Genomic DNA, 17,790 nt, shown 5'->3' on the forward strand with positions numbered 1-17,790 from the left:
GAAGCCGTGGTTGGCGGCATCCTGTCGTTCTACGCCGCCAGCATCGGCATCGTCGGCGTGGTCGTCGACGGCGCGATCCGCGACGTGGCCGAGATCCGCGAGCGCGAGTTCCCGGTCTACGCGCGCGGCATCACCCACCGCGGCCCCTACAAGGACGGCCCGGGCGAAATCAACGTGCCAATATCCGTGGGCGGCATGGTGATCAACCCCGGCGACATCGTGGTCGGCGACCAGGACGGCCTGCTGGCCATCCCGCAGGAAGGCGTCGAGCAGTTGATCGAGAAGGCGCACGCCCACCTGGACACGGAAGCGCAAACCATTCGCGCGATGAAGGAAGGCCGCTGGGACCGCGCCTTCATCGACGCGCTGGAAGCACGCTGCAACAATTAAGCCTAAGAGCCGCAAGGCTCAAACGCACAGGCGGCCTGAGCCGCGGCTATAAGCCCGCGCTATCCGTCTAGACAAAAGACCTCTTTGCCTCGCTGCGGGCGGGTCGTTAAGGTTGCACTCACCTGAGTTTCCAAGGAATCCACGTGAGTTCGACAAGAATTTCCGCGCGCATGCGCCGCATCAAACCCTCGCCCAGCAGTGCCGCTGCGGATCGCTTTGCAGAACTGCGGCGCCAGGGCAAGGACATCATCAACCTCGCCATCGGCGAACCCGACTTCGATACGCCGGCGCACATCCGGCAGGCCGCCGGCGCGGCCATCGAGCGCGGCGAGACGCGCTACACGCCAGTAGCCGGCACGCTGGCGCTGCGCCAGGCCATCGCCGCCAAGCTCCAGCGCGAGAACGGCCTGGACTACGCGCCGCGCGACATCATCGTGACCTGCGGCGCCAAGCATGCCCTGTTCAATGCCCTGTCGGTCACGGTGGAGGCGGGGCACGAGGTCATCGTGCCCGCGCCGTTCTGGGTGTCCTACCCCGACATGGTGCTGGCCTGCGACGGCACGCCGGTGATCGTGGCCTGCAGGGAAGAAGACGACTTTCGCCTCACCCCGCAAGCGCTGGAAGCCGCCATCACGCCGGCCACGCGCTGGCTGGTGTTCAACTCGCCTACCAACCCCACCGGCACCACCTACACCACCGCGCAACTGCGCGCCCTGGCCGACGTGCTGCTGCGCCACCCGCAAGTGATGGTGCTGGCCGATGACATCTACGAGCACATCCGCTTCGGCGATGCGCCCAAGCCGCAGCACGTGCTGGTGATCGAGCCTGCGCTGCGCGAGCGCACGCTGGTCGTCAACGGCGTCTCCAAGACCTATGCCATGACGGGCTGGCGCATCGGCTACGCGGCGGGCCCTGCGGACATCATCGCCGCCATGGACATGCTGCAGTCGCAGTCCACCAGCGGCGCGAGCTCGGTCAGCCAGGCCGCCGCCGTGACGGCGCTGAACACCGAGGCCGGCTTCCTGCCCGGCTGGGTGGCCACCTACGAGCAGCGGCGCGACACCGCCGTGCGCCTGCTCAACCAGATTCCGGGCCTGCGCTGCGCGGCACCCGGCGGGGCTTTCTACCTCTACCCCTGGTGCGGCGGCCTGATTGGGCGGCGCACCCCGCAAGGCAAGGTGATCGAGTCCGATGTCGATGCGGTCATCTACCTGCTCGAAGCCGGTGGCGTGATGCTGCTGGCGGGCACGGCCTATGGCGTGGCCCCGTACTTCCGCATGTCGATTGCCACCGGCGTCGAGCAGATCGAAGAGGGCTGCAGGCGTATCGCGCAGGCGGTGGCACAACTGGCCTAGCGGTTGCATGGAACGCAGCGCTGACGGCCCATATCAAAAACATTTATGCGTCAAGGTGCATAACGTATTGGCCACGACGCTTGAGCCTCCCTATTATTTGCTGAACCCCACTTCACCTTCTGGAGAGACGTGATGACCTGTTACCCGACAATGACCCAACTGCGCAGCGTGGCCCGGATGGCTGCGGTGGCGCTCGGTGGACTCTGCGCCCTGGCTTCGGCCCACGCGCAGTCCGCCGACACCTTGAAAATCGGCATCATCAGCCCCATGAGCGGGCCGAACGCGCGCTACGGCGCGTTCGCCAACAAAGGCGCGGCGCTCGCGGCCAAGGAAATCAATGCCGCTGGCGGCGTGCAGGGCAAGAAAATCGAGCTGGTCAGCGGCGACAGCCAATGCGTGCCGGCCGAGGGCGTGGCCGCCACCCAGCGCATGATCAGCCTGGAGAAGACCCCCATCATCATCGGCGACGTCTGCAGCTCGGTCACGCTGGCCATGCAGCCGATGGTTGAAGAATCCAGGGTGTTGCTGATCAACGCGGCGTCTTCCAACCCCGACATCACCTACAAGGCCGGCGTCGGCGGCTTCAAGTGGACCTTCCGCAACTACCCGACCGACGAGGTGCGTGCCGCCACGGTGCTCGAATACTCCGTCAAGACCAAGGGCTTCAAGAAATTCGCGGTGCTGTCGGTCGACAGCGACTACGGCCGCGGCGCCATCAAGTTCACCAAGCGCTACCTGCCGAAGTACCAGGGCGCGGAAATCCTCAGTGAAGACTACTACAAGGACTCCGAAACCGACTTCCGTGCGGTGCTCAGCAAGATTCGCCGCTCCGGTGCGCAGGCCATCATTCTTTACGGACAGGCCGACACCACGCCCATCATCGCGCGCCAGATGCTGGAGCTGGGCCTGGCTGGCAAGGTTGCGCTGGTTGGCAACGGTGAATTCAACACCAGGACCACCATCGCGGCCGCGCCCAAGGTCATGAACGGTGCCGTCGAAGCCGCCGCCTGGCTACCCGAGGTGCAGGCGCCGCGCAGCCTCAAGTTTGTCGAGGAGTACAAGAAGGCCAACGGCGGCGAGGTGCCGAACGTGCATGCCTATACCCACTACGACACCCTGTTCCTGCTGGCCAAGGTCATCGCCGACGTCAAGAGCGTGAAGGGCGAGGACATCCGCAATGGGTTGGTAAAGGTCAAGTACGACAGCCCGATGGGCATGGTGAGCTTCGACGACCACAACCAGGCGATGCTGCCGATGGTGCTGCTGGAGGTGGCGGACGAAAAACCGGCCATCAAGAGCGCCATCAGCTCCAAGGTGGACTATCCCGCGGCGGGCAAGTAAGCCCCCGGCTCTCACACCATACGCGGACAAGCACATGGGTTCCTTTTTGTTAGAGCAGATCGTCAACGGCATCATCACCGGGTCGATGTACGCCCTGGTGGCGGCCGGCATGACGATGATTTTCGGCGTGCTGCGGGCCATCAACTTCGCCCATGGCGAGTACTACATGCTGGGAACGTTCGCGTCCTGGTGGGTGATCTCCCATCTGGCGACCGACTACCCGCTGGCCATCATCGCTGGCGTGGCCATGGCCTGCGTGATCGCGGCGATTGTCGGTCGCCTCGTCATGCAACGCCTGGTCGGACAACCGTTCCAGGCCGGGGTGCTGGCCACCCTGGGCATCTCGCTGATCCTGCAGAACGCCGTGATCCTGGCGTTCGGCGGCGGCTACAAAGTGTTCGAAGGCGGCTGGATCGAGCCGATTGAACTGGGCGACTTCGGCATGTCGCAACAGCGCGTGCTGCTGTTGCTGGTCACCCTGGTGGTGTTCGCGGGGCTGGAGTGGATGGTGCGCCGCACTCGCCTGGGCCGCTCGATCCGCGCCGTGTCGCAGAACATCGAATGCTGCCAGGTCAATGGCATCGACGTTGAGCAGGTGGTGCGGCGCACCTTCCTGATCGGCGTCGCCATCGCCGCGCTGTCGGGCATTCTCACCGGCCCCATCAACGTGAGCATCTACGGCGGCATGGGCGAGGCCATAACGCTCAAGACCTTTGCGGTGATCGTGATGGGCGGCATGGGCAACGTGCGCGGCACGCTGATCGCCGGCTGCCTGCTGGGTGTGGTCGAAAGCCTGGTGGCGGGCTTTATCGGCCTGCAATACCGCGACTCGGTCGGTTTCATCGCACTTCTGCTGATGCTGATGTTGCGGCCCCACGGGCTGTTCAGCAGCAAGGCCCGATTCTGAATTTCCATTCAATGAGGCAATTATCCATGTCATCCACCACGCTGGACATGCCACGCATGCCCATCAGCCGCCTGGCAACGGTGAATTGGGGGGCGTCAGCGCTCGCGCTGGCCGCGCTCCTGGCCGCACCGCTGTTCCTGGGCGACTACTACCTGCACGCGATGATTCTCGCGATGATCTTCCTGCTGCCGGCGCTCGGGCTCAACCTGATCCTGGGCTACACCGGCATGCTGTCGCTGGCGCAGGGGGTCTTCTTCGGAATTGGCGCCTACGGCTCGGCGCTGCTGTCCATTCATTTCGGCACCCCGTTCCTGGTCAACTTCCTCGCCGCCGGCCTGCTGGCGGGCCTGGTCGCCCTGCCGCTGGGCATCCCCGCGCTGCGCCTGCGTGACACCTCCTTCGTGATGTGTACGCTGGGCCTGGTGGTGATCGCGCAGATGGTCTCGAAAAATTGGGTGGACCTCACCCGCGGCGACATGGGCCTGTCGGGCGTACCACGCCCCAAACTGGGATTTGGCGAGACGGCCTACATCATCCTGCGGGCGCCTGAGTACTACTACCTGATCCTGGCACTGGCCCTTCTTGTGGTGTTCGCCTTCGTGGCCCTGATCAAGTCGCCAGCGGGACGCTGCATGATCGCCATCCGCGACAACGAAACGCTGGCCGAGTCGCTGGGCATACCGACCTGGACTTACAAGCTCATCGTGTTCATGCTCAGCGCCGTCTTCGCCGGCCTGGGCGGCAGCCTCTACGCGCACTTCTCGACGGTGGTGAGCCCGCTGGTGTTTCAGTCCTACTACTCGAACACCATCCTCATCATCGTGCTGGGCGGCGGTGTCGGTCGGCTGCCGGGCGCGATCATCGGCAGTTTCGTCTTCGTGGCCGTGTCGGAAGCGCTGCGCATCACACCCGAACTGCGCATGGTGATCTACGGCTTCGTGCTGTTGGGACTGGTGTTTGTGTTCCCGCAAGGCCTGGCACCACTGGTCCAGCGTTTGACGGGGGCGCTTGCGCGTATTGGCTTCAAGCACGGGGAGCCGCATGATGGCCACTGAACAACCGATCCTGCGCATCGAGGGATTGCGCAAAAACTATGGTGCGGTGGCGGCATTGCAAGGCGTGGACATTGACATCCAGCGCGGCGAGGTGCTGGGACTGATCGGCCCCAACGGCTCGGGCAAGTCAACGCTTTTTGATTGCTGCACCGGCCTGCAAAAGAGCGATGCCGGGCGTGTGCTGCTCAACGGTGTGGATATCACCGGCTGGCCGATGAACCGCATTGCCCGCGAAGGCCGCTTCCTGCGCAGCTTCCAGAAGACCGTGGTGTTCCCGACACTCGATTCCTACGAGAACCTGGTGCTGGCCGGCCAGATGTTCGCCTTCCCGAGCGTGTTGTCCACGTTCTGGATCGGCCCGGCCGCGCGGCGCCGCATCGCGGCACTGCGCGAACGCGCCGCCGAACTGATTGAGGTTTCCGGTCTTTCGCGGGTGGCACACCTGCCGGCCGGCCATATGTCGGGCGGCCAGCAAAAGCTGTTGCAATTCGCCTCAATGTTGATGCCCAAACCCGAACTGATCCTGCTGGACGAGCCGCTGGCCGGCATCAACCCGGTGCTGATCGAGAAAGTCATCGACTGCATCACGCATGCCAACGGAACGCTGGGCATCACCTTCGTCGTGATCGAGCACAACACGGACGTGCTGATGAGTCTGAGTCACCGTGTCGTGGTGCTGCACCAGGGCGCCAAACTGGCTGACGACACCCCCGAAGCGGTCGTGTGCAACCCCCAGGTCGTCGAGGCCTATCTTGGAGGCTGAAGCCATGGAACTGGAGATTAACAACCTGCGCGCCGGCTACGGCCACCTGGACATCCTGCACGGCGTGGACCTGAAGATCCGCCACGGCGAGTTCGTCACCCTGCTCGGCCCCAACGGCGCGGGCAAATCCACGCTGCTCAAATCCCTGTTCGGCATGACCACGCACAAGGGCGGCACCATCCGCTGGAAGGGCAAGGACATCGCGGGCCAGCGGCCGCTGGCCATGCTGTCGCACGGCATTGCCTACGTGCCGCAGGGCCGTTGCAATTTTCAGCTCATGTCGATCGACGAGAACCTGGAAATGGCAGCCTACACCATCAAGGATGGCGATCTCAAGGGCGAGCGCGAATACGTCTACGACCTGTTCCCGATCCTGCGCAAGCGCCGCAACGAGTTCGCCGGCAACCTCTCCGGCGGCGAGCAGCAGTTGCTCGAGATGGCCATGGCGGTGCTGCGCCGGCCCGAGATCCTGCTGGTTGACGAACCCTCGGTCGGCTTATCGCCCCAAGCCATTACGCTGGTATTCAACGAACTCAAGCGTTTGCACCAGGGCGGACGAACCATCCTGCTGGTCGAGCAGAACACGCGCAAGGCCATGGCGGCGGCCGAGCGCGCCGTGGTGCTGCGCCTGGGCAAGGTGATCTGGGACAGCCCCGTGGCCGAACTCAGCCCGGCCGACCTGGGCGAACTGTTCATGACCGGGCGCCGCGCGGAACACGCACAGACAGCGGCATGAACGCCGTTGCGTACAACCCTTATGAAAGAAGGACTTCAAAATCATGAAACTGGCATTTGATACCGGCGGAACATTCACCGACTTCGCCATGACGGACGACGATGGCAACATCCTGTTGCACAAGGTGCTGAGCACGCCCGATGCCCCGGCACGCGCGGTGCTGCAGGGCGTGGACGAACTCCTCGCCAAGGTGGGCGACAAGAAGGCCGGCAAGACCGCCAGCGGCACCCTGCAGATTCTCGGCGCCACGACGGTGGTCACCAACGCGGTGCTCGAGCGCCGCGGGGTAAACACCGCCTTCATCACCACCGACGGCTTCCAGGACATGCTGCGCATTCGCACTGAAGGCCGTTACGACCTTTACGACCTGCGTATCCAGTACCCGGAACCGCTGGTTCCGCGCGACCTGTGCTTCGGCGCGGTGGAGCGCATTGCGGCGGACGGCACCGTGATCACGCCCCTGGATGAAGAGGGCGTACGCAACATTGCCCGCACCCTGCTGGAGCGCGAAGTCAAATCGGTCGCGGTTTGCCTCTTGCACGCCTACAAATACACGCAGCACGAGCAGCGCGTGGCGGAGTTGATCGCGGAGGTGGCGCCGGATATTTCGGTCTCTCTCTCATCCACCGTCTGCCCCGAGGTGCGCGAGTATGACCGCGCCTCCACCACCGTTGCCAATGCCTACACCCGACCGATGATGGTCGGGCACGTGAACCACCTGGAGCGCGAACTGTCGCAGCGCGGCATTGACGGTCAGTTGCTGTGGATGACTTCCAGCGGCGGCGTGGTGCCCAGTTCGACCGCGTCGCGCACGCCGGTGCGGCTGATTGAATCCGGCCCCGCCGCCGGTGCCGTGGCGGCAGCCAACTATGCCCGTGAAGCCGGCGAGCGCAGCGTGCTGTCTTTCGACATGGGCGGCACCACCGCCAAGCTGTGCCTGATCCCGAACGGCCAGCCGATGGTGGCCAACGAGCTGGAGGTGGCGCGCCACGAGCGCTTCCGCAAGGGCAGCGGCTTTCCGCTGAAGATTCAGTCCATCCATATGATCGAGATTGGTGCGGGCGGGGGCAGCATCGCGGCGCGCAACAAGATGGGCCTGCTGGCCGTCGGCCCGCGCAGCGCCGCTGCGGCGCCCGGCCCGGCCTGTTATGGCCGGGGTGGCACCGAGCCGACGGTCACCGATGCCGACCTGCTGCTCGGCTACCTGGACGAGAAATCGTTTCTCGGCGGCGACTTTGCCCTCAACCGCGAAGCCGCCCGGACCGCCATGGCGCGTCTGGCCGATGATCTCGGCATTACCCTGGAACGCTCCGCCTGGGGCATCCACGACATGGTCAACGAGAGCATGGCCGAAGCGGCCTCGATGCAGGCCACCGACAGCGGCGTGGACCCGCGCGCACTGCCGCTCATCGCCTTTGGCGGCGCCGGCCCGGTCCATGCTTATGGCGTGGCGCGCAAGCTGGGCATCCGCAAGGTGATCTGCCCGCTGGGCGCCGGGGTGACCTCGGCCATTGGCTTGCTCGGTGCGCCGGTGGCAGCCGATCTCTCCACCAGCCTGCCCATGCGCATCTCGACCTGGGACCCGATCGCCGTGCGCGGTGTGATGGATGCGCTGGCGGCGCAGGGCCGCGAGGTGGTGCTGGCCAGCAGGGTGCCGGTCGATCAAATCAGCTACACCTACACGCTGGACATGCGTCACGTGGGGCAAGGCTATGAGATTTCCGTGGCATTGCCCGACCTCGATCCGGCCGACCCAGCCTTCCTGACCGAGCTGCTGTCGCGCTTTCACGCCAACTATGTCGCACTGTACGGCCGGTCCGTCAGCGGCACCGATGCCGAAGTCATCACCTGGCGCATCCGTGCCAGCGGTCCGCGCGGCGAAGTGTCGCTGGCCAACCTGCGCAGCAAGGCGGGCGGGGTTCGCAACGCCCTCAAGGGCCGGCGCCCGGTCTTTTTCTCCGAACTCGGGAAGTACGCCCTGACCCCGGTGTATGACCATTACGCCATGCAACCCGGCGTACCGGTTGAAGGCCCCGCCATCATCGAGCAGCGCGAATCGACCGTGGTCATGGGGCCGAACGCCACGGCCTCGCTTGACGAACACCATAACCTGATCATGCTTTTGTCCTGAAGGTCCAGCCATGTCCATCCAAAAACCCGATTTCAACGATCCGATCACACTGCAGGTGATGTGGGACCGCCTGGTCTTCATCGCCGACCAGGCCGACAGCGCGCTGGGCCGCACGGCCTTCTCGCCCATCGTGCGCGAGAACCACGACTATGTGAACGTCCTGCTCGATGCCAGGGGCCGCGCACTGGCGCAGTGCACCTGGTCCATCCCGGTGTTCATCACCTCGCTGCCGATGGCGGCGCAAAACTATTTTCTGCCAGCCTTTCCGCCCGAGACGCTTGAGCCCGGCGACGTGATCGCCACCAATGACCCGGTGATCGGCACCGGCCACCTGCCCGACATGGTGATGCTCACGCCGATCTTCCGCCACGGAAAGATCGTCGCCTACGCCGGCAGCATTGCGCACCTGCCCGACATCGGCGGGCGGCCGCAGTCGCCCGACTCGACCGACATGTTCGAGGAAGGCATCCGCATTCCGATGCTCAAGCTGTTCAAGGCGGGCAAGCCGAACACCGACGTGTTCTCCGTGATCGAGGCCAGCGTGCGCCTGCCGCGCGAAGTGCGCGGCGACATTCAGAGCATGGTGGCGGCCAACGAGGTCATGAGCCGCGAATTCTCGCGCTTCATGGACGAGTACGGCATGGACGATTGCGAGGCGCTGGGCGAAGCCATCTTCACCCGCTCCGAGAAGTACATGCGAAAAGCCATCGCGGCCTGGCCCAACGGCAGCTACAAGGCGGAGATGACCATCGACGGCTTCGAGAACGATGTGAAGTTGTGCGTCAGTGTCGACGTGCACGACGATTCCATCCACGTCGACTACACCGGCACCTCGCCCGAAGTGGCGCGCGGCATCAACGTGGTGCCGCACTACCGCGTGGCCCACAGTGTCTACGCACTCAAGTGCATGCTGGACCCCGACACGCCCAACAACGAGGGCTGCATGATCCCGCTAACCGACTCGGCGCCCGCCGGCTGCATCCTGAACCCGCAACCCCATGCCGCCGGCGCCGCGCGCAACCTGGTCGGCCATGTGATTCCGAGCCTGATTTTCAAGGCGCTGCAGCATGTTGTACCGGAACGCACGCAGGGCGACAGCGGCGGCGCGCCCATCTGGGGCATCAACTGCCAGGGCCAGCGCAGCGACGGCACGGCCTACGGCAGTGCGCAGAATTTCCACGGCGGCCAGGGCGGACGGTCCACATTGGATGGGCTTGACACGCTGAGCTTCCCCTCGAACTGCCGCGTGACGCCGATCGAGATGTTCGAGCTGGCCGTTCCGATTCTCAATGAACGCAAGGAGCTGATTCCCGACTCCGCCGGAGCCGGAAAATATCGCGGCGGCCTGGGCCAGCGCGGCGTGATGCGTAACCTCTCCGAGCGCGAAATGAATGTTTACCTGAGCACCGAGCACGTCAAGCACCCCTGCTTCGGCGTACTCGGCGGCCAACCCGGTCGCAACGGTGCGGTGCTGCTCAATGGCGCGCCGATATTCCCCAAGGGCAAGCTGGTGTTGCAGCCGGGTGATCAATTGACCGTCGAACTGCCTGGCGGCGGCGGCTGGGGCCTGGCGGATGAACGCCCGCATGAGCTGATCAAGAACGATCTTCGCTTGGGCCTGGTCACGCCAGAGGGTGCGCAGTCCGACTACAGCTACACACGGGGAGAGGTGTGATGCATGCTCAAACGCTCAAAGGCCAGGTCGCGCTGGTCACGGGCGGCGGCTCGGGCATCGGCCGCGCCACCGCCCTCATGCTGGCCGCCGAGGGCGCCCGCGTCGTCGTGATGGGCCGCCGGTTGGAGCCGCTGCAAGAGGTGGTGGCCGAGATTCGCGCGGCGGGCGGCGAGGCCCATGCGCGCCAGGCCGACCTGCAAGTGCGCGAACAGCTGCTTGCGCTGGTGCAGTGGACCGAAGCCACGGTGGGCCGCGTCGACATCCTCGTCAACAACGCCGGGCTGACCAGCCGCGTGCGCAACATCCGATGGATCGAGCCCGACGACTGGGACGCCGCGATATCGGTCAACCTGACGGCCGTCTACACGCTGATCCAGGCCGTGCTGCCGGGCATGCTGGCGGCCGGCCGCGGCACCCTGGTCACGGTGTCGTCGCTGGCCGCCGTGCGGCCCAATCTGCTGGGCGGCGCGCCCTACGGCGCGGCCAAGGCGGCGGTGCGCAACCTCATGGGTTTCATGCACGCGACCTTCCGTAACAACAATATCCGCTCCACCACCATCCTGCCCGGCGAGGTCAACACGCCGATCATGGACACCCGCGTACGCCCACCGAGTGCCGCCGAGCGCGCCGCGATGGTCGGCCCCGACGACGTGGCGCGTGCCATCCTGCTGGCCTGCACGCTGCCACAGGGCACCACCATCGAGGAACTGGTCATCAGCCCCACGCTGGCGCGCGACCAGGGCCCTGACGTCGAGATCAGCCGCTGGCTGGGTGCGCCCCCGGGCACGCCCGGCGCGCCGTCCACCGCCTCCTGACACCGGAAAGATCCCCATGAGCAAAAGTTTGAAACAACGTCTGGCCGATGGCGCCTCGGTGCTGATGGTCAACCCCAACCACGTCTCGCCCACGCTGTGCGAGAAGCTGGTGCGCTCGGGCGCCGACTCGGTGTTCATCGACTGCGAGCACGGCCTGGCCAGCTTCGAGGACATCCACCACATGGCCAAGGCGGCGCGCTATGCGGGTGGCTTCGGCATCGTGCGGCCACAAAACCAGGAGCGATCCACCATCACCCGCTGCCTCAACGCGGGCGCCGACGGCGTGATGGTGCCGCTCATCCACACCGCCGAGATCGCGCGCCAGGTGGTCCACACCTTCCGCTATGCCTGCCCGGACGACCACGCGCAGAAGCTGCTGATCGGCATGGTCGAGTCGGTCGAGGCGGTGAGCAACCTGGACGATATCCTGGCGGTGGAGGGCATCGACGTGTTCTTCGTCGGCCCGGGCGACCTGTCGCAGTCCATGGGCTATTCACCGTCGGTGGCGGCCGGCGAGAAGCGGGCCCAGCCGGTGCTCGATCTCGTCGACCAGACCCTGCGGCGCATCCGCGCGGCCGGCAAGATCGCCGGCACGCTGGTGGTGCGGCACGACGTCGAGCACCTGGTCTCGGTCGGGGCGCAGTTGCTGTACTACCACGCCGATCCGTTCGTGAACGAGGGCGTGCGCGCCATGCGCCAGCTCTCTGCCCCGCCGCCGCGCTGATCGGGCGCTTCAGGCGCCTCGGACGGACGGGGCGTGGACGCCTGCGTAGCGCTCCACCTCGAACAACTCACGCACCAGGGTGTGCAGGCTGGACAGAACCGCCATGGCGTGTTCAGTCATCGGGAGATGATCCGACACGCACAGTGACACCGTGGCCTGGATGCCTGGCTCCACGATGCGGCGCACCACCGGCCGCGCTGATCCGTGGAACGTTCCCGCCAGGGCCGCGGGGAGAATGGTGGCGCCCAGGCCGGCTTCAATCGCTTCACGCAGGGTGGCCGCCGACTCGATCTCGGCCGTGACATGCGGACTGACCCTCATCCGCGCGCACTGGTCGTCGATCAGCTGGCGCAAAAAATGGGTCCGGCTCGGCAGCAGCATGTCCATGCCATCGACGGCGGCCAGCGCAATGGTGTGGCCATCGCTTTCGGGCAGCTCCGTTCCCGGCGGCGCGATGAGAAAAAGCTCTTCGGTCAGCAGGGGCTCCAGCTTCACGCCTTTCATCGGGCCCGACGCATAAATGATGGCCATGTCCATGCGGCCGGTCATGACCATCTCGCTGAGCACCAGACCGAAGTTGTCGTTGATGAACAGGTTGATCCCCGGATAGTGGCTGCGCACGGCCATGAGCAGTGGCGTCGACAGCGTCGAGGTGGTGCTGTAGGTCGCCAGCCCGACGGCAACGTTGCCGGAAATCGTGTCCGTGCGGCCAGACACTTCACGCTCGGCCTGCTCCAGGTGGCTGAGAATCAACTGCGCATGCCGGTAGAGTTCGGTACCAGCACGGGTGGGCGTGACACCGGCGCTGGAGCGGGTCAGCAACTTTTGTTTGAAATGCAGTTCCAGCGAGGCGATTTGCTGGCTCAGGGCGGGTTGCGCCAGGTGCAGCTGCTGGGCCGCGGCGGAAAGACTTTTGGCCTCCACGGCGGTGACAAAGCTGCGTAGCGTTTTGAAATTGACGGACATGGGATGTTTTCAGGGGTGCACGCGCAACTGTTTGTGTTTGCGTACCCGCATCAGGCTTTTCTGGAGTCTACCCCCCGTTTCCACCCATTGACGATGGCCCAATAGTTGCTTCATCATGCTCAATGGAAAAATCCGAGTGGAGTTGCGTGTGAATTTGAGGCGTTTGAAGTACTTTGTGAAAATCGTCGATACCGGCAGCCTGACGCAGGCATCCGAGATTTTGCACATTGCACAACCGGCCCTAAGCCAGCAACTGGCCACACTGGAGCATGAGTTTGACCAGAAACTGTTGTTGCGCACCAGAACGGGCGTGACGCCCACCCAGGCGGGGCAGGTGCTGTACCGGCATGCGCAAGTCATGCTGCGGCAATTTGCGCAGGCGCAAAGTGATGTGAAAAACTCCGGGCGAGCGCTGTCGGGTCAGGTGTCCGTGGGGTTGGCCCCCGGTACGGCGGCGGCCTCGCTGGCCTTGCCACTGCTCAAGGCCATGCATGACCAACATCCCGAAATCGTGCTGCACATCAACGAAAACCTTGGCACCACGCTGTGTGAAGTCGTCAAGAATGGCTGCATGGACATGGCCGTCCTGTATGGCGGCAAGCGCGTTGTCCAGGGCCTGGCCTTCGACCATCTGCTGGACGAGGAGTTATTCGTCGTGGCGCCTGCCGGCATGCTGCCGGGCGAAGGACAGGTCACCCTGAAGGAGCTGCGCGACATCAACCTGCTGCTGCCGCGCTCCCACAACTATCTGCGCCAGTATGTGGACGAGGCATTCGCCAGCCAGCAGATGGCTCCGCGCGTGGTCGCCGAAATCGAATCCTCGGAGACCCTGGCCTCGGCAGTGGCATCGGGAGTGGGAGCCACGGTGCTGCCGGTATCCGCGGCGCGCACGGTCGCAGCATCCATCACCGGCCATCTTTCCCGCATCGTGTCGCCCACCATCGAGGTGCCGCTGGCGCTGTGCGCGTCGGACCACCTGCCATTGTCCGAGCCCGCACAGGCGGTCAAAACCATTGTTCTGGAACTGGTCGAACATCTCGAACTGGCGGCTGGCCTGCACAGCATTCATTGACGCGACGCCCGCACGCGCTGCGGCCATAAGCCGCCCCTATCGGACTAGACCCAATTCGTCTTGGTGGCCGGGGCGATATGGTCCTATATTGGGCACACCTTCGTTTGTAGCCCACATATCCATGCGTCCATCCATCCTGATAACCCGTGCCACTTTCTCCGACGTTGCAGCACACCTGCAAACCCATTTCCAGGTTGACGACAACCCCAGCGACACCATCTGGCCACGGGAGGAATTGATTCGCCGGCTGCGGGGCAAACAAGGCGTAATGAGCACGGGCAGCGAGCGCATCGACGCCGAACTGCTGGACGCCTGCCCCCAACTCAAGGCCGTGTGCAACGTCGGCGTGGGCTACAACAACGTCGACGTGGCAGCCTGCACCGCGCGCGGCGTGCTGCTCACCAACACGCCCGACGTGCTGACCGAGACCACCGCCGACTTCGGCTTCGCGCTGATGATGGCCACGGCGCGCCGCATCACCGAGTCCGAGCGTTTCCTGCGCAACGGCCAGTGGGTCAAGACCGGCATCCACGACCAGTTCGTCGGCCCCGACATCCATGGCGCCACGCTGGGCATCCTGGGCATGGGCCGCATCGGCCAGGCCATCGCACGGCGCGGCGCGATGGGCTTTGGCATGCGCGTGATCTACCACAACCGCTCGCGCCTGGCGCCCGAGCTCGAAGCCAAGGCGCACGCCAGCTATGTGGACAAGGCGACATTGCTGAAGGAGGCCGACCACCTGGTGCTGGTGCTGCCCTACTCGCCATCCTCGCACCACGCCATCGGCGCGGCCGAGCTGGCGCAGATGAAGCCCGGCGCCACGCTCACCAACATCGCGCGCGGCGGCATCGTGGACGACGCAGCGCTGGCGCAGGCGCTGCGCGAGGGCCGCATTGCGGCAGCCGGGCTGGACGTGTTCGAGGGCGAGCCGGCCGTGCACCCGGAACTGCTGCAAGTGCCCAACGTCGTGCTGACACCGCACATCGGCAGCGCCTCGATCCAGACCCGCCGCGCCATGGCAAGCTTGACCGCCGACAACCTGATCGCCGCGCTGGGCCTGGGCCCGCAGGCGGGCCGGCCGCCCACGCCGGTCAACCCTGAAGTGCTGGGCGGGCGATGACCCGCACAGCGCCACACCAACTGCTGGTCATGGGCGTGGCCGGCTGCGGCAAGTCGACGCTGGCTGCGGAACTCGCACGCGCACTGGGTTGTTCCCTGATCGAAGGCGACGACCACCACCCGGCGCAAAACCAGGAGAAGATGCGCCATGGGCTGGCACTCGACGACGCCGATCGCGCGCCATGGCTCAGCCACCTTGGCACCCTGCTCGCCAATGCAGGCAACGGTGCCGTGCTCACCTGCTCGGCGCTCAAGCGGCGCTACCGCGACCAGCTGCGCGCAGCGGCGCCGTCGCTGGCCATCGTGTTCATCGACATCACCCCGGCGCAGGCGCGTGCCCGCGTGGCGGCACGCGCCGATCATCTGTTCCCGGCCAGCCTGGTGGACAGCCAGTTCGAAGCGCTCGAACCACCGCTGGGTGAGCCCGGCGTGCTGCGCGTCGACGCAGCTCAGCCGGTGGCCACGCAACTCGATGCCATCCTGCGCTGGCTGGGCCATCGCGCCGGCCAGACACCCCACCCCTCTGAGGAGAAACTATCTTGAGTCCTGCCTTGCCCCCTGTCCTGAAAAGCTTTGACCTGAGCGGGCGCACAGCCCTTATCACCGGCTCCAGCGCCGGCATCGGCTTCGCGCTGGCGCGCGGGCTGGCCGGTGCGGGCGCGCGCGTGATCCTGAACGCGCGCAACGCCGGCAAACTTGCGCAGGCCGCCGAACAACTGCGTGCCGAAGGTGCCAGCGTGCTCACCGCCGCCTTCGATGCGACCTCGGGCGAGGCCGTGCGCGAGGCCGTGGACCGCATCGAGGCCGAAAATGGCCCTATCGACATCCTCATCAACAATGCCGGCATGCAGCGCCGCGCGCCGCTGGAGCAGTTCGAAGAAGCGCAGTGGCATGAACTGATGAAAACCAATGTGGACAGCGTGTTCCTGGTCGGCCAGGCTGTGGCGCGCCACATGATAGAGCGCCGACGCGGCAAGATCATCAACATCTGTTCGGTGCAAAGCGAACTGGGCCGCCCCAACATCGCACCGTACACCGCCAGCAAGGGTGCCGTGAAAATGCTCACCAAGGGCATGGCGATCGACTGGGGCCAGCACGGCATCCAGGTCAATGGTTTGGGTCCCGGCTACTTCAAGACCGAGTTGACCGAGGCACTGGTCAAGAACGCCGAGTTCACGCAGTGGCTGGTTGGCCGCACCCCGTCGCGCCGCTGGGGCGATGTGGAGGACCTGGTCGGCGCTGCGGTGTTCCTGGCCAGCGAAGCCTCCAATTTCGTCAACGGCCATATCCTGTACGTCGATGGCGGCGTCACCGCCACGCTCTGATCACATCCCCACTCACCCAAGGAGACCCTCCATCATGGAAGCCCTCGTCATTCACGCCCCCGGCGACCTGCGCGTCGAAGAGGTGCCAACCCCCGCCATCGGCTCCAACCAGTTGCGCGTGCGCGTGCGCGCCGGCGGCATCTGCGGCTCTGACCTGCATTACTTCCAGCATGGCGGCTTCGGCACCGTGCGCATCCAGGAGCCCATGGTGCTGGGCCACGAGGTGGCCGGCATGATCGAGGAGGCCGGCCCCGGCGCGATCGGCTTCGCACCGGGTGAGCGCATTGCGATCAGCCCGAGCCGCCCCTGCGGCCTGTGCCGCTACTGCCAGCAGGGCCTGCAAAACCACTGCCTGGACATGCGCTACTACGGCAGCGCCATGCGCACACCCCATGTGCAGGGCGCCTTCCGCCAGGAAATCGTGGTCGAGACGCACCAGGCGCATCGCCTGGCCGACACCGTGAGCGACGGCGAGGGCGCGATGGCCGAGCCGCTGTCGGTGGCGCTGCATGCGGTGCGGCGCGCCGGCCCGCTGCTGGGCAAGCGCGTGCTGGTGACGGGCTGCGGCCCGATCGGGGCGATGTTGGTCATCGCGGCGCGGCGCGCCGGTGCGACCCAGATTGTCGTCACCGACATGGGCGCGCATCCGCTGCGCAAGGCACTGCAGGTGGGTGCAGACGAGGCCATCAACGTGGCCGAGCAGCCCGACGGCCTGGCGCGTTTCACGGCCGACAAGGGCCACTTCGACGTGCTGTTCGAGGCCAGCGGCAACGAGCGCGCGCTGCGCGGGGCGTTCGACGCGCTGCGCCCGCGCGGCATCATCGTGCAGGTGGGGCTGGGGGGCGAAATGACGCTGCCCATCAACACCATTGTGGCCAAGGAGTTCGACCTGCGTGGGGCGTTTCGCTTCCATGAGGAATTCGCCACGGCCGTGGAACTGCTCAACAAGGGGCTGGTGGATGTGAAACCGCTGATCTCCGCCACCATGCCCTACCGCGACGCAGGCCGCGCTTTCGCCTTGGCCGCCGACCGCTCGCAGGCCATGAAAGTGTTGCTCAGCTTCGATTAAATACCCCCAGAGTCCTTCGAAGGAAATCATCATGCTTATTGGCGTACCCGCCGAAATCACGGCCGGAGAGACACGCGTTGCCATCACGCCGGAAACGGCCAAAAAGCTTAAAAGCCAGGGCCACACCATCCGCGTCCAGTCGGGCGCCGGCGTGGCCGCCAGCGTTCCCGATGACGCCTACCTCGCGGTGGGCGCCGAGATCACCGACGCCGCCGGCGCTTATGCCGCGGACATCGTGCTCAAGGTGCGCAGCCCGCTGAACGGCGAAATCGCGCATGCCAGGCCCGGCAGCGTGCTGGTCGGCATGCTCAATCCCTTTGATGCCGCCGGTCTGCAGCGCCTGGCCG

17 protein-coding genes and 1 pseudogene are annotated in these 17,790 nt (G+C 65.5%); 17 read left to right on the forward strand and 1 reads right to left on the reverse strand.

The genetic code is table 11. From position 1 onward, the window contains the following. Positions 1-6: 6 nt before the first annotated feature. The 11 genes from PJE01S_RS04355 to PJE01S_RS04405 all read left to right on the forward strand — a co-directional run bounded on the left by PJE01S_RS04355 (position 7) and on the right by PJE01S_RS04405 (position 11,892). Positions 7-390 carry an RraA family protein gene (locus PJE01S_RS04355; RefSeq protein WP_245660598.1) on the forward strand — a complete coding sequence of 128 codons (384 nt, stop codon included), beginning with the start codon at positions 7-9 and terminating at the stop codon, positions 388-390. 143 nt (positions 391-533) lie between these two features. Beyond that, a complete protein-coding gene (locus PJE01S_RS04360; protein ID WP_068831894.1) occupies positions 534-1,745 on the forward strand; it encodes an aspartate transaminase in 1,212 nt (403 codons plus the stop codon). A 132-nt stretch (positions 1,746-1,877) separates the two neighbouring features. Then, the gene (locus tag PJE01S_RS04365; protein WP_218017493.1) at positions 1,878-3,086 is read left to right on the forward strand and encodes an ABC transporter substrate-binding protein; all 1,209 of its coding nucleotides are present in this window, start codon (positions 1,878-1,880) and stop codon (positions 3,084-3,086) included. A 34-nt stretch (positions 3,087-3,120) separates the two neighbouring features. After that, positions 3,121-3,993 carry a branched-chain amino acid ABC transporter permease gene (locus PJE01S_RS04370; protein ID WP_068831896.1) on the forward strand — a complete coding sequence of 291 codons (873 nt, stop codon included), beginning with the start codon at positions 3,121-3,123 and terminating at the stop codon, positions 3,991-3,993. Positions 3,994-4,019: 26 nt separating this feature from the next. Next, on the forward strand, positions 4,020-5,048 hold the full coding sequence (locus tag PJE01S_RS04375; protein WP_245660600.1) for a branched-chain amino acid ABC transporter permease: 1,029 nt from the start codon (positions 4,020-4,022) through the stop codon (positions 5,046-5,048). Then, on the forward strand, positions 5,038-5,811 hold the full coding sequence (locus PJE01S_RS04380) for an ABC transporter ATP-binding protein (protein ID WP_068831959.1): 774 nt from the start codon (positions 5,038-5,040) through the stop codon (positions 5,809-5,811). Before PJE01S_RS04375 ends, PJE01S_RS04380 begins: the two co-directional genes overlap by 11 nt. A 4-nt stretch (positions 5,812-5,815) precedes the next feature. Then, positions 5,816-6,547: a branched-chain amino acid ABC transporter ATP-binding protein gene (locus tag PJE01S_RS04385; protein WP_157090219.1), complete on the forward strand. Its 732-nt coding sequence runs from the start codon at positions 5,816-5,818 to the stop codon at positions 6,545-6,547. A gap of 43 nt (positions 6,548-6,590) precedes the next feature. After that, entirely contained in the window at positions 6,591-8,678 is a 2,088-nt protein-coding gene (locus PJE01S_RS04390; protein WP_157090220.1) for a hydantoinase/oxoprolinase family protein, read from the forward strand. Between the two features lie 10 nt (positions 8,679-8,688). Beyond that, positions 8,689-10,353, forward strand: coding sequence for a hydantoinase B/oxoprolinase family protein (locus tag PJE01S_RS04395; RefSeq protein ID WP_068831899.1), 1,665 nt, complete (start codon positions 8,689-8,691; stop codon positions 10,351-10,353). Continuing rightward, positions 10,353-11,168, forward strand: a complete 816-nt coding sequence (locus tag PJE01S_RS04400; RefSeq protein ID WP_068831900.1) for an SDR family oxidoreductase — start codon at positions 10,353-10,355, stop codon at positions 11,166-11,168. The genes PJE01S_RS04395 and PJE01S_RS04400 overlap by 1 nt, the downstream gene beginning before the upstream one ends. 16 nt (positions 11,169-11,184) lie before the next feature. After that, positions 11,185-11,892, forward strand: a complete 708-nt coding sequence (locus PJE01S_RS04405) for an HpcH/HpaI aldolase family protein (RefSeq protein ID WP_068831901.1) — start codon at positions 11,185-11,187, stop codon at positions 11,890-11,892. A gap of 9 nt (positions 11,893-11,901) precedes the next feature. Here the strand turns inward: PJE01S_RS04405 and PJE01S_RS04410 are convergent, their stop codons facing one another. After that, the gene (locus PJE01S_RS04410; protein ID WP_068831902.1) at positions 11,902-12,858 is read right to left on the reverse strand and encodes a LysR substrate-binding domain-containing protein; all 957 of its coding nucleotides are present in this window, start codon (positions 12,856-12,858) and stop codon (positions 11,902-11,904) included. 148 nt (positions 12,859-13,006) lie between these two features. Here PJE01S_RS04410 and nac point away from each other — a divergent pair, with 148 nt between their 5' ends. From nac to PJE01S_RS04440, 6 genes and pseudogenes are all read left to right on the forward strand, one after another. After that, positions 13,007-13,930 carry a nitrogen assimilation transcriptional regulator NAC gene (nac, locus tag PJE01S_RS04415; protein WP_068831960.1) on the forward strand — a complete coding sequence of 308 codons (924 nt, stop codon included), beginning with the start codon at positions 13,007-13,009 and terminating at the stop codon, positions 13,928-13,930. A gap of 121 nt (positions 13,931-14,051) precedes the next feature. Continuing rightward, positions 14,052-15,050, forward strand: a complete 999-nt coding sequence (locus tag PJE01S_RS04420) for a 2-hydroxyacid dehydrogenase (protein ID WP_068831903.1) — start codon at positions 14,052-14,054, stop codon at positions 15,048-15,050. Beyond that, the gene (locus PJE01S_RS04425; protein WP_068831904.1) at positions 15,047-15,592 is read left to right on the forward strand and encodes a gluconokinase; all 546 of its coding nucleotides are present in this window, start codon (positions 15,047-15,049) and stop codon (positions 15,590-15,592) included. The genes PJE01S_RS04420 and PJE01S_RS04425 overlap by 4 nt, the downstream gene beginning before the upstream one ends. Beyond that, positions 15,589-16,374, forward strand: coding sequence for a glucose 1-dehydrogenase (locus PJE01S_RS04430; RefSeq protein WP_068831905.1), 786 nt, complete (start codon positions 15,589-15,591; stop codon positions 16,372-16,374). The genes PJE01S_RS04425 and PJE01S_RS04430 overlap by 4 nt, the downstream gene beginning before the upstream one ends. A 34-nt stretch (positions 16,375-16,408) precedes the next feature. Then, on the forward strand, positions 16,409-17,443 hold the full coding sequence (locus tag PJE01S_RS04435) for an L-idonate 5-dehydrogenase (RefSeq protein ID WP_174548512.1): 1,035 nt from the start codon (positions 16,409-16,411) through the stop codon (positions 17,441-17,443). A gap of 31 nt (positions 17,444-17,474) precedes the next feature. Continuing rightward, positions 17,475-17,790: pseudogene (locus PJE01S_RS04440) on the forward strand (NAD(P)(+) transhydrogenase (Re/Si-specific) subunit alpha); the annotation flags it as partial.

The sequence above is a fragment of the Polaromonas jejuensis NBRC 106434 genome, from assembly GCF_001598235.1.
GTDB lineage: Bacteria > Pseudomonadota > Gammaproteobacteria > Burkholderiales > Burkholderiaceae_C > Polaromonas > Polaromonas jejuensis.

What these genes read in the sequence shown, in the direction of transcription:
- PJE01S_RS04420 (WP_068831903.1), top strand. Translation starts at nt 14,052, where the DNA reads ATGCGTCCATCCATCCTGATAACCCGTGCCACTTTCTCCGACGTTGCA.
- PJE01S_RS04370 (WP_068831896.1), top strand. Translation starts at nt 3,121, where the DNA reads ATGGGTTCCTTTTTGTTAGAGCAGATCGTCAACGGCATCATCACCGGG.
- PJE01S_RS04375 (WP_245660600.1), top strand. Translation starts at nt 4,020, where the DNA reads ATGTCATCCACCACGCTGGACATGCCACGCATGCCCATCAGCCGCCTG.
- PJE01S_RS04405 (WP_068831901.1), top strand. Translation starts at nt 11,185, where the DNA reads ATGAGCAAAAGTTTGAAACAACGTCTGGCCGATGGCGCCTCGGTGCTG.
- PJE01S_RS04410 (WP_068831902.1), bottom strand. Translation starts at nt 12,858, where the DNA reads ATGTCCGTCAATTTCAAAACGCTACGCAGCTTTGTCACCGCCGTGGAG.
- PJE01S_RS04425 (WP_068831904.1), top strand. Translation starts at nt 15,047, where the DNA reads ATGACCCGCACAGCGCCACACCAACTGCTGGTCATGGGCGTGGCCGGC.
- PJE01S_RS04390 (WP_157090220.1), top strand. Translation starts at nt 6,591, where the DNA reads ATGAAACTGGCATTTGATACCGGCGGAACATTCACCGACTTCGCCATG.
- PJE01S_RS04395 (WP_068831899.1), top strand. Translation starts at nt 8,689, where the DNA reads ATGTCCATCCAAAAACCCGATTTCAACGATCCGATCACACTGCAGGTG.
- PJE01S_RS04400 (WP_068831900.1), top strand. Translation starts at nt 10,353, where the DNA reads ATGCATGCTCAAACGCTCAAAGGCCAGGTCGCGCTGGTCACGGGCGGC.
- PJE01S_RS04365 (WP_218017493.1), top strand. Translation starts at nt 1,878, where the DNA reads ATGACCTGTTACCCGACAATGACCCAACTGCGCAGCGTGGCCCGGATG.
- PJE01S_RS04380 (WP_068831959.1), top strand. Translation starts at nt 5,038, where the DNA reads ATGGCCACTGAACAACCGATCCTGCGCATCGAGGGATTGCGCAAAAAC.
- PJE01S_RS04435 (WP_174548512.1), top strand. Translation starts at nt 16,409, where the DNA reads ATGGAAGCCCTCGTCATTCACGCCCCCGGCGACCTGCGCGTCGAAGAG.
- PJE01S_RS04385 (WP_157090219.1), top strand. Translation starts at nt 5,816, where the DNA reads ATGGAACTGGAGATTAACAACCTGCGCGCCGGCTACGGCCACCTGGAC.